General features: G+C 63.4%; 11 protein-coding genes and 1 pseudogene. 7 read left to right on the forward strand and 5 right to left on the reverse strand.

Features of this window, described 5'->3' with window-relative positions; translation table 11 throughout:
- Window positions 1–158 precede the first annotated feature (158 nt).
- Window positions 159–485: a VOC family protein gene (locus AC2W7L_RS18110; protein WP_486005573.1), complete on the reverse strand. Its 327-nt coding sequence runs from the start codon at window positions 483–485 to the stop codon at window positions 159–161.
- Between the two features lie 159 nt (window positions 486–644).
- On the opposite strand from AC2W7L_RS18110, the gene AC2W7L_RS18115 reads away from it, so the two are divergent.
- On the forward strand, window positions 645–1,667 hold the full coding sequence (locus AC2W7L_RS18115) for a helix-turn-helix transcriptional regulator (RefSeq protein WP_486005574.1): 1,023 nt from the start codon (window positions 645–647) through the stop codon (window positions 1,665–1,667).
- A 56-nt stretch (window positions 1,668–1,723) separates the two neighbouring features.
- Here the strand turns inward: AC2W7L_RS18115 and AC2W7L_RS18120 are convergent, their stop codons facing one another.
- Window positions 1,724–1,966 carry a hypothetical protein gene (locus AC2W7L_RS18120; protein ID WP_486005575.1) on the reverse strand — a complete coding sequence of 81 codons (243 nt, stop codon included), beginning with the start codon at window positions 1,964–1,966 and terminating at the stop codon, window positions 1,724–1,726.
- Between the two features lies 1 nt (window position 1,967).
- Between AC2W7L_RS18120 and AC2W7L_RS18125 the strand changes: the two genes are divergently transcribed.
- The 3 genes from AC2W7L_RS18125 to AC2W7L_RS18135 all read left to right on the forward strand — a co-directional run bounded on the left by AC2W7L_RS18125 (window position 1,968) and on the right by AC2W7L_RS18135 (window position 4,173).
- Entirely contained in the window at window positions 1,968–2,378 is a 411-nt protein-coding gene (locus AC2W7L_RS18125; RefSeq protein WP_486005576.1) for a DUF6069 family protein, read from the forward strand.
- 113 nt (window positions 2,379–2,491) lie between these two features.
- Window positions 2,492–3,532 carry a sensor histidine kinase gene (locus tag AC2W7L_RS18130; protein WP_486005577.1) on the forward strand — a complete coding sequence of 347 codons (1,041 nt, stop codon included), beginning with the start codon at window positions 2,492–2,494 and terminating at the stop codon, window positions 3,530–3,532.
- A complete protein-coding gene (locus AC2W7L_RS18135; RefSeq protein WP_486005578.1) occupies window positions 3,529–4,173 on the forward strand; it encodes a response regulator transcription factor in 645 nt (214 codons plus the stop codon). The genes AC2W7L_RS18130 and AC2W7L_RS18135 overlap by 4 nt, the downstream gene beginning before the upstream one ends.
- Before the next feature lie 57 nt (window positions 4,174–4,230).
- Here AC2W7L_RS18135 and AC2W7L_RS18140 read toward each other — a convergent pair whose 3' ends face one another.
- Complete coding sequence (locus AC2W7L_RS18140) at window positions 4,231–5,130, reverse strand: serine hydrolase (protein ID WP_486005579.1); 900 nt, start codon at window positions 5,128–5,130, stop codon at window positions 4,231–4,233.
- An 8-nt stretch (window positions 5,131–5,138) separates the two neighbouring features.
- Window positions 5,139–6,122, reverse strand: coding sequence for a LysR family transcriptional regulator (locus AC2W7L_RS18145; RefSeq protein WP_486005580.1), 984 nt, complete (start codon window positions 6,120–6,122; stop codon window positions 5,139–5,141).
- A 176-nt stretch (window positions 6,123–6,298) separates the two neighbouring features.
- Between AC2W7L_RS18145 and AC2W7L_RS18150 the strand changes: the two are divergent.
- Window positions 6,299–7,089, forward strand: a pseudogene (locus AC2W7L_RS18150) (serine hydrolase); the annotation flags it as partial.
- 162 nt (window positions 7,090–7,251) lie between these two features.
- Here the strand turns inward: AC2W7L_RS18150 and AC2W7L_RS18155 are convergent.
- Window positions 7,252–8,037: an SDR family NAD(P)-dependent oxidoreductase gene (locus tag AC2W7L_RS18155; RefSeq protein WP_486005581.1), complete on the reverse strand. Its 786-nt coding sequence runs from the start codon at window positions 8,035–8,037 to the stop codon at window positions 7,252–7,254.
- Between the two features lie 103 nt (window positions 8,038–8,140).
- Here AC2W7L_RS18155 and AC2W7L_RS18160 point away from each other — a divergent pair, with 103 nt between their 5' ends.
- Both AC2W7L_RS18160 and AC2W7L_RS18165 read left to right on the forward strand, forming a co-directional pair.
- Window positions 8,141–8,659: a MarR family winged helix-turn-helix transcriptional regulator gene (locus AC2W7L_RS18160; protein ID WP_486005582.1), complete on the forward strand. Its 519-nt coding sequence runs from the start codon at window positions 8,141–8,143 to the stop codon at window positions 8,657–8,659.
- 96 nt (window positions 8,660–8,755) lie between these two features.
- Window positions 8,756–9,532, forward strand: a complete 777-nt coding sequence (locus AC2W7L_RS18165; RefSeq protein WP_486005583.1) for an NAD(P)-binding domain-containing protein — start codon at window positions 8,756–8,758, stop codon at window positions 9,530–9,532.
- Window positions 9,533–9,585: the final 53 nt, after the last annotated feature.

Genomic DNA, 9,585 nt, shown 5'->3' on the forward strand with positions numbered 1-9,585 from the left:
CGGCTCAGCAACCTCGCGCGAGGTATCTGGGGCCGCCCGTCAGGTTGTTTTGGGGAGGGGCTCGCCGGGGCCCAATGCGCGACGTCAGTGGGCGCCCTTCCAATGCGGGCTGTACATGAGTCCGAGCACATTGCCGAAAGGGTCCACCACTGAAGCGGTCACGAATTCCGGCCCCGCGGGGTCACCGGCATATGCACAGTCGCGCCGCGGTCGACGAGATCTGCCACTGCCGCCTCGACGTCGTCGACGTGCCAATATGTCACCGAGCTGCTTCCCGGAGCTGTCCCGGCGGGCGAATATGTCCGGTCCATGACCCCCAGCTCGTCTTCATCGGGTCCGACGCGGAACTCGACATAAGCCGCCGGCCCCTCGGCAGGCTGGCGGAAGTAGGGCTCCATTCCCAGATAATCCGCATACCAGTTCGCGGCTGCCGCCACATCATCGGCGGTGAGCACCATCGTTGTCAGTCCTTGGATTCCATTCATGGCCTTGTCCTTCTCTCTACATCGCCGCCGCGCTTCGCAGTCATACCGTTGCAGCACCAAGTCTCTGGCGGCCCCTCATCCACCCGTCTGGATGAACAATGCTCACTTTTCCAGCAAAAGTGATCACCAAACGATCACTTTTATTGAGATACTTCATCTATGCGTGCAGACCGGCTCATCGCTCTCGTTCTCTTCCTGCAGTCCCGCGGGAAAGTGACCGCCGCCGAGGTGGCTGCTGAACTCGACGTCTCGATTCCTACGGCTCGCCGCGACCTCGAAGCCCTGGCCGGGGCCGGAGTTCCCGTGTATGGGCGGCCTGGCCGAGGCGGAGGCTGGCAGCTCGTCGGAGGGTCACGCACGAATCTCACCGGCTTGTCGGGACACGAGTCCAAGTCGCTGTTCTGGATGCTCGGTACCGCCGGGCTCTCCGATCCGGGAACCCGGGCGGCCACACGCAAACTCATCCGCGCCCTGCCCGAGACCCTGCGGGACGAAGCCGAGATCCTCGCGACGAGGATCCACTATGACCACACAACTTGGGGAGAACCGCCGCGAACCGCTGATCGCAGCGAGATCCTCGACGATCTTCGGACTGCGCTGGTGAGAACGGCAGACCTTCGCATCTCCTATTCCAACCGCAACGGCACCTCTGAGGCGATCACCATTCGGCCGTTGGGACTCGTGGCGAAAGCCGGGATCTGGTATCTCATCGCACGCCCGCGCCTCGTTGGCGCGCCTCGTACCTTCAAGATTGATCGGATCGACAAGACCGAGAAGGTCGACACAGGCAACGTCTCGCCCGCAGACCAGATCGAGGACCGAGCCGGACACGGCACCGGTGCCGTTGAGGAATTCGACGTAGAAGCCTACTGGATCGCCCATGTCGGCGAAGTCGAGGCACTGCGTTCGTCCGTGACCGCTGAGATTCGTTGCCCAAACTGGGCGGTGCCGATCCTCTCCTCTCACTTCGGCAGGTATTTCACTGTTATCGACGAGGGCACAGAGTCCACCATCGCCGAGGTGGGGGCCAATCTCGTCATCGCGCTGGCTGAGCAATTGGCCGGGTGGGGGCGAACCGTTGAGGTGCTATCACCGCCCGAACTGCGCAGTGAGCTCGCTCGAATCGGCGCCGAACTCAGCGACACATACAGCGAACATACTCCAACTGCCGGCGAGCAGTGACAAGCCGACAGGTCGATTCTCCGCGTCGGAGGACTCTCACCCCCACAGGACGTTTGTCATTGCGTATTCGGGATCGCGCTCTCTACTGCGGCGTTTCCGTCCTCCGTAGCGTCGAAGTCGTCAGAGATCACCGACGCTTCAAACACGGAGGCGACCACAATGGCCCACCCCAGCAACCACGAATCAGCACCGGCATCTGCCCCAGCACCGACAACCACTCCTGCCGGATCACCAAAGCATCGTTCAACCGCTGAGAGGTAGACGTCTCCCCTTCGCAACGCATCGGCCGTCGTTGCCATCGTGGCTCTTGCCGCGGCCTTCGCTGCGATTGCCATATGGACTATCGCCGTGCCGGTCGCAGGCATCACACTGTTCGCTGGAGGACTGACCGTCTCCCCCGCCGCTGTCGCGCTCGTCTCACTCGGAAGCGGATGCGCAGGCGGAATCTCCTACAGCATCATGAAGCAATTCCGCGGCGGAACGGTGATGTGGACCGTGCTCGGATGTTCAGTTCTCGCGGCGTCCATGGCCGGGCCGCTGATGTCAGGGGCCAACGGTGCAGCCGTGGCCGTACTCGAGCTGATGCACCTGGCCGTCGGTGCCACGACGATCCTCGGACTCCGAATCCTCGTCCCACGCAGCACGAACCGCGCGCCCGACAACGGATCCGAGTCCTCGGGTTCGGGCTCATCGACAGCACCGTCCGAGTAATGTACGAAGCGAAATACCGGAGGCGACAATGACGAAGCAATCCAATTACTACCGACAACGACGATTATGTCTCGCAGTGGGTCGACCGGACTCGCGGGCCTGGGTTCGCGCTGGTGTGGCTGCCGGTCCTCATGCTGTCCCCGATCCTGACAGCCATCCTCGACGGCGACCTCGCTGCGCTGACGATCCACCTGGCAATCACGGTCCTCTACGTCGTCACGATCCTTATCGCCCACAGCGGTCTGCCGCAGCGTGTGGGAGAGCTCTGCACTGCGGGACTCATGGCGTTGGTCGTCATACAGTTCATCGTCTCACTTGGAGGTCAGGGCTTCCTCTACCCGTTGCTCGCCATTGCAGCCGCCACTGCCGTCCGGATCCGCGCAGCACTTGGGATCGTCATGGGTCTGGCTGTCAGCGGATCCTTCGCCGAGGGGTTCGCGACAATGTCGCTGAGCAATGCACTGCAGTTCGGATTCGCTACCGTCATGGCGGGCGCCAGCACCTACCTGATCCGGCGACTCACCACTACCGTGGATGACCTGCGCACCACCCGACGCCGGCTGGCCGGACTCGCGGTGGTCGAGGAACGCCAGCGGTTCTCCCGAGACCTTCATGACCTGCTCGGCCACACCTTGTCGGTGATCGTGGTCAAGGCTGAGGCCATCCGTCGATTCGCCGCGGCCGACTCTGCGGCAGCAACTTCACATGCTCAGGAAATCGAGGACATCGGTCGCACAGCATTAGCAGATGTCAGGCAGGCTGTCGCCGGTTACCGGGAGATGCGTTTCGCGCATGAACTCGCCCGTACGGTCACTGTCCTTGAGGACGCCGGGGTCAAGGTCGACACGATGCCGGTGCCGAACCTCAACAGTCCAGTCGACGCTCTCTTTGCCTGGGCTATCCGAGAGGCTGGCACGAATGTCCTCCGTCATGCGCATGCCTCGACGTGCTCGATAGAGATATCCGTCGATGAGACGACCGCCGCCCTCGAGATCACCGACAATGGTGACGGGATGGGCCAGAACTCCTCAGGGGCAGGGCTGGCCGGGCTGCGTGAACGGGCAGAGCGCCTCGGCGGGCACGTCCACACGCGCTCGGGTCCGCGAGGCTTCACCCTCACCGTTCATGCCCCGACCTCAGGAGGACCCCGATGATCAGAATCGCGGTTGTCGAGGATCAGGTTCTGATGCGGTCTGCTCTCATCAGCCTGCTCGGCCTCGAAGACGACATCACGGTCATCGGCGAAGCCGGCAGCGGTGACGAAATCGCAGGGTTGATCGCAACCGCGAGCCCGGACGTGATCCTTCTTGATATCGAGCTGCCGGGCAAGACAGGACTCGAGGCGCTCGAAGAACTGAGGCTCTCCCACGACCGTTTGCCTGCTGCGCCGACCGAGGGCACGGGCCATGAGATACCCGCGGTCATCATCGTCACAACCTTCGGCCGAGCAGGCTATCTGCGTCGGGCGATGGACGCAGGAGCACGCGGATTCCTCGTCAAGGACGATCCGGTCGAGACTCTCGCCGAGGCGATTCGTCGAGTCGCGCGGGGAGAAACGGTCGTCGATCCTCTCCTGGCGGCTCAGGCGCTCAGCTCGGGAGAGAACCCGCTGTCGGAGCGCGAAATCCAAGTCCTCGTCGCCTCGGACGAGGGCGCTCCGATCGCGGATGTGGCAGAGGGTCTGCATCTGTCTCCGAGCACGGTCCGCAACTATCTGTCGAGCGCTATCGGCAAGCTCGGGGCCCGCAATCGTGCCGAAGCGCTGAGCAATGCCCGACGCGAAGGCTGGATCTGACTCGTCGTCTCGATCACAGCGACTGCGCCCGATGAGCTGCTCCGCCGCGGCCGGTCCTCACCTCAGCAGATCGTGGAGGGCACGGGCAGCGGCACCGAGGGCCGCCTCGGCGGCTGGCTGCACGGAAGCAGGATTGCTCGATTCGCTGAGCGCGACGACCGCGATCGACTGACCATCAGCATGGTCGACGACGCCGATCTCGTGTCTGAGGTGGAGCAGTGTGCCCGTCTTCGACGACCACTGCGCCGAATCGGACATGAGGTCCGGGGCGATGCGGTGACGCACAACATTTCCGGACATGAGTTCCCGCAGCCGTGCGGCGACGCCGGGATCGACACGGTCGGGCCGCCACAATTCGGCAAGTAAGCCCATCAGACTGCGGGCGGTGCCGGAGTTGGCCCGAGAGACATCGAGCTGCCAGATCCGATGCCCGTCTCCGTGGGGCGGCCGAGCCTGCGCAAGACCATACGCAAGATGTGCTTCAGACCGGTCAAGGCTCTCCAACGGGGTCGACACCAGTGCGTCGAGCCGGTGTCGGACATCGATGCCCCGCAGCCCCAGAGCATCGAGTTCTCGCTGGACGTCGCGCACAGGGACGAGGTCGAGCAAGGCGTCTGCGGCAGTATTGTCACTGAAGCACACAGCTAATGTGAGCAGATCCTCGATTGCGAGCCGTGCCGGATGCCGAAATCGTGCCGCCCCCGTCGGGCTCGCACTGCCGGTCGCAGCAGGATCGACCCGAACCTGTTCGTCGGCCGCGAACTCACCCGCCTCGATTCGGTTGAGCACCGCCAGAGCGATGGGCACCTTGACCAATGAGGCCAACGGAATCGCCCCTTCGGGCGACAGCGCGACTTCTGCGTGCGAGTCGAGATCGCGTGCGATGATCCTGGCACGCAGGCCCGCGCTCTCAAGCTCCGCACCGACCGCTTCGACGACCTTCTTCCGCTCGCTCATTCCCTTCCTCAAGTCGATCGTCCGATTCTCGACCCCTTCGCCGAGGCGGCTTGATCCGACATCGTGTTCGTCCTCACTGCCGCCGGGCCTTGCGGTCCCGGGCCGGCGAGGATCGAACCGCCGAGGCAATCGGCGAACTCCTCGGCAAAATCGGCAAGCAGCGCAATGTCTTCGTCCGAGCCGGCCGTCAGCGTATACCCCCTCGAGATGACCGGATCGATGAGCGGTGCCCAGTCTAGATTGAGTTCCGCGGCTTCCGCTTCGCTGCAGAGCATCAGGTCACCGTCGCTGAGCACCGCAGCGACCGCGTCGGGTTCTGAGGTGTCCACGACGACTTGGTACGGGAGCAGGCCTGCGGTCTCGGCGGATCGTCGGATCCGGTCGCGAATGTGCGGGACGTTGTCCTCACTCGTCAGTCGCAGGCGTCGTCCCGCGAGTTCGAGGACATCGCCGGGGACCCGCACCCGGGATCTCCGCAGGTCGGCGATCCGCACTGGAGCCGTCAGCGGAGAGCGATGAGCGCATCCCAATGCGACGGCCCATGTGCCTTCGTCCGCGGGAACGGCCTGCAGCGATGCGCGCACTCGTCTCCCAGCGAGATCGTCGGCTCGCCGGCCCGGCGGTGCGCAGTGGAAGTCGATTCGCAGTCCCCTGTCCTTCACCGAGGCTGCCAGCACCGCAAGGTTCCGAGTGGAGCAGGCCGTCGGCACCGTCAGGGAGATCGGCCGCAGCTTCGCTCTGTCGGCGTCGAGCATCATCTCGTCGGCCAGTTCGACGAGGCGGGTCGCCGAGGCAAGCATGTCACGCCCGAACGGAGTGAGGCTGACCCCGCGCCCGGTTCGTTCGAGCAGCCGCGCACCGAGCTGCTTCTCGAGCCCGGCGATGCGCCGACTGGCCACCGGCTGCGGGATCCCGTCGGCAGCCGCACCGAGCGTCATGCTGCCGAGTTCGCTGACAGCGGTGAATGTCCGACAGGCGTCTATCAGGTCCATCACCTCATGGTATGCGTTTTCGATATGAGAGCGGACGTTTCAGTCTTCGACCGCATGGCGGCAACGGAGAAAGATGGTCAGCACCGAGCATCGCAAACACGTCGAAATCCGAGACAGTGTTCGCCCGCCGATCCATCTCAAATCGACTCCCGTTGGGGAGAGAACGGAATACATCGATGACCACCCGAACCCTGCAGCTTCTCGCTACGTCAACACTGATCGCCCTGACACTGGCCGGCTGCGCTCCAAGTGAGGCTCAGTCGTCGGACCAGTCCAGCCCTCAGACCGAAACCTCAACCGGCCCGAATGTCGGTTCCGACCGTCAACGGCTCGAAGACCAGCTCAAGAAACTCGAAGCTCGCTACGACGCGAGAGTCGGAGTCAGCGCGCTCGATACCGAGTCCGGCGAATCAGTTGACCACCGTGCAGACGAGCGCTTCGGCTTCGCTTCCTCGCTCAAGGTCTTCGCCGTCGCCGAACTCCTCGATCGCACGACGCCGAAAGAGCTTGAGAAGAACGTGACCTGGACTCAGGCCGATGTCGATGAGGCCGGATGGACACCGGTGACGGAGGAGCACGTCGACGACGGGCTGCCACTGGAAGATGTGGCCGAGAGCGCGCTGAGGGTCAGCGACAACCTGGCGATGAACATTGTGCTTGATGAGCTTGGCGGACCAGAGGCTCTCGACGACGCCATGGAGAAGGACGGTGACTCGACGACCGAGGTCACCGACGAAGAGCCGGAGCTCAACGACGTCGAAGAAGGCAGCACGGACAACACCACCGCCCCGGCCGCATTCACCGCCAACCTGCAGGACCTTCTCGATGCGAAGCGACTCTCGGACGATGATCGCAAGGTTCTCTTCGACTGGATGTCGGCGAACGAGACGGGAGACCCGCTCATCCGCGCGGCGCGCCCGACGGCTGGGTCGTCAGAGACAAGTCGGGACATTCGGATGCGATTCAGAACGACATCGCAGTGGTGACGCCTCCCGATCGCAAGCCCATCGTCCTATCCGTGATGACAGAAACCGATGACCCCGAATCGGAGGACGGTCCGGCCATGGTCGCTGCCGTCGCCGAGGTGGTGCTCGACAGCTTCCAGTGAGGACGGACGATTCTGCCTCCCTCACACCACCGTCGGCAGCACTCCTCCATCTACGCGCAGGGCTGCCCCGTTGGTCGCAGAGGACAGCGGACTGGCCAGATAGGCCACGAGGCTAGCGATCTCGGCAGGCTCGATGAAGCGCTGCAACAGTGAGGTTTCGCGAATCAGTGAGTCCCTCAGGTCTGCGGCTGACACCGATTGCGCCGCGGCGATCTGCCCGACCGTGGAGGCAACACCGTCCGAATATGTCGGTCCGCCGAGCACGGTATTCACGGTCACCTCTGTTCCACGGGTGAGTTTCGCCAGGCCGTTGCTCAACGCCAGCGTCGCGGCTTTCGTCGCGCCGTAGTGGATCATGTCCCCTGGTATATCGACGGCCGATTCCGTGCCGATGAATACGATTCGTCCCCACCCGTTCTCCAGCATCTGCGGGAGCAGTCTCCGGGACAGGCGAACGGCGCTCATGAGATTGATCTCGAGGTATCGCAGCCACTCCGCGTCATCGATCTCGGTGAACGTCGCCACGTCGAAGAGGCCGACGTTGTTGATGAGCACGTCCACGTGGCCGAGGCGGCCGAGCAATTCGTCGACCTGCCCGACGTCGGCGAAGTCCGCCGTGATTCCCCTCACCGAGGCGGCCGGGTTCAGTTCGCGCAGTCGGGCGACAGCCGCTTCGACGCCTTCTTCGTGGCGACCGTTGATGATGACCGTGGCTCCTTCATGCGTGCACAGAGCGGCGATCGCAAAGCCGATCCCTTTCGTCGAGCCCGAAATGAAGACGGTTTTGTCCGCCAGTTGAAGATCCATGTGATTGCCGCCTTGAGGTCTCGAAATTGCTTTCACTTTCCCAGGAAAGTCAACACTAGGTTGATTTAGTTGTCCAGGCAAGTAATCGATTAGACTGCACGGCATGAACAGCTCCGCGAGCAGCGCTACAGAACGTATCCCTCACGACGACGATTCGTCCGCCTTCACACCGGACGAGCTCGAGACCTGGTCCGCGGTCGCGACCTTGCTGGAGTGGCTTCCGGCAGCACTCAATGCGCAGATGCAACGCGATTCACAGATCAGCCATTTCGAGTACGGGATCCTCTTCGCACTCTCCCAGGCACCAGAAGAGACTTTGGCGATGAAGGAACTGGCAGGTTTCGCCAACAGCACTCTCTCCCGACTGTCACGTGCAGTCGCGCGGCTCGAACGCCAGGGGTGGGTGACTCGGCGCCCGGATCCCAGTGACGGACGCACGACGGTCGCATCCCTCACCGACTCCGGTCTCGCGGCGATGCGTGCGGCTGCTCCGGGACATGTTGCCTTAGTGCGACGCCTTGTCTTCGAATCCCTGACCCCTGCCCAAGCCCGCGCATTCGGCCAGGCCAGTCGCCACATCACCTCGGCGATCAGGGACGAAGGCAGTTGGCGCCCGCATTAGGCCACGCCCCAGTCCCCAGTTTTCAAGATCCCCACACGCGACTCCGACAGTCGATGACAGAATGCGAACAGGTACACATCACTCGAGGAGGAGCACATGGCACGCATCGGTTTCATCGGAGTCGGAGAGATCGCCTCGGCGATGGTCGAGGGCCTTGCAGACAGCGAGGCGCGAGCCGACCTCCAGTTCTTCCTCTCCCCGCGCAATGCAGAACGCGCGGCGAAACTCGCCGAAGCCATCGAATCCGCCACGGTCTGCCAGAGCAATCAGAACGTCGTTGACCGCAGCGACCTCATCGTCCTCGCGGTCCTGCCACAACAGACTGAGGCACTTCTGGACGAAATCGACATTCCGACGGAGAAGACACTGGTCAGCGCCGTCGCCGGAGTCTCAACAACCACACTCGGAGCCCACCTTCCGCATTCCCCGACGACCGTGCGCGTTATCCCCCTGCCCGCCGTCCGCGAGTGCAAGGGAGTCACCGCCGTATACCCGGCCAACGACGCGGTCGAAGAACTGCTGAGCCACCTCGGCGGATCGGTGACAGCTGCCGATGAGACGATGTTCTCCACTCTCTCGGCAGTGACAGCGACGATGTCGGCGCACTTCGCGTTCCTGCAGACGATCACAACGTGGCTCGTCGACCGCGGCTGGAATCAAGCGGATGCCGATCACTTCATCCGCGGCCAGTTCGTCGGTCTCGGCACCACTCTCGCCCAGACAGACGATCCCATCGACAATCTGGTTGCAGCCCACGAGACCCCGGGCGGACTCAACGAAATGCTCAACAATGAGTGGATGAACGATGCCAACCGCGACTCCCTGGCGGCAGCTCTCGACGCCGTATTCGACCGCGTCACGAAGTCCGACTGACCTCAATTACTACCTGACGGCGGCCCAGCAACCTCGCGCGAGGTTGCTGGGCC

Source organism: Brevibacterium sp. LAARM3_SD1, from assembly GCF_057364765.1.

Excerpts from the sequence above, each read along its gene's own strand:
- AC2W7L_RS18110 (WP_486005573.1), bottom strand. The coding sequence starts at position 485 with ATGAATGGAATCCAAGGACTGACAACGATGGTGCTCACCGCCGATGAT.
- AC2W7L_RS18115 (WP_486005574.1), top strand. The coding sequence starts at position 645 with ATGCGTGCAGACCGGCTCATCGCTCTCGTTCTCTTCCTGCAGTCCCGC.
- AC2W7L_RS18120 (WP_486005575.1), bottom strand. The coding sequence starts at position 1,966 with ATGGCAACGACGGCCGATGCGTTGCGAAGGGGAGACGTCTACCTCTCA.
- AC2W7L_RS18135 (WP_486005578.1), top strand. The coding sequence starts at position 3,529 with ATGATCAGAATCGCGGTTGTCGAGGATCAGGTTCTGATGCGGTCTGCT.
- AC2W7L_RS18140 (WP_486005579.1), bottom strand. The coding sequence starts at position 5,130 with ATGAGCGAGCGGAAGAAGGTCGTCGAAGCGGTCGGTGCGGAGCTTGAG.
- AC2W7L_RS18145 (WP_486005580.1), bottom strand. The coding sequence starts at position 6,122 with ATGGACCTGATAGACGCCTGTCGGACATTCACCGCTGTCAGCGAACTC.
- AC2W7L_RS18155 (WP_486005581.1), bottom strand. The coding sequence starts at position 8,037 with ATGGATCTTCAACTGGCGGACAAAACCGTCTTCATTTCGGGCTCGACG.
- AC2W7L_RS18160 (WP_486005582.1), top strand. The coding sequence starts at position 8,141 with ATGAACAGCTCCGCGAGCAGCGCTACAGAACGTATCCCTCACGACGAC.
- AC2W7L_RS18165 (WP_486005583.1), top strand. The coding sequence starts at position 8,756 with ATGGCACGCATCGGTTTCATCGGAGTCGGAGAGATCGCCTCGGCGATG.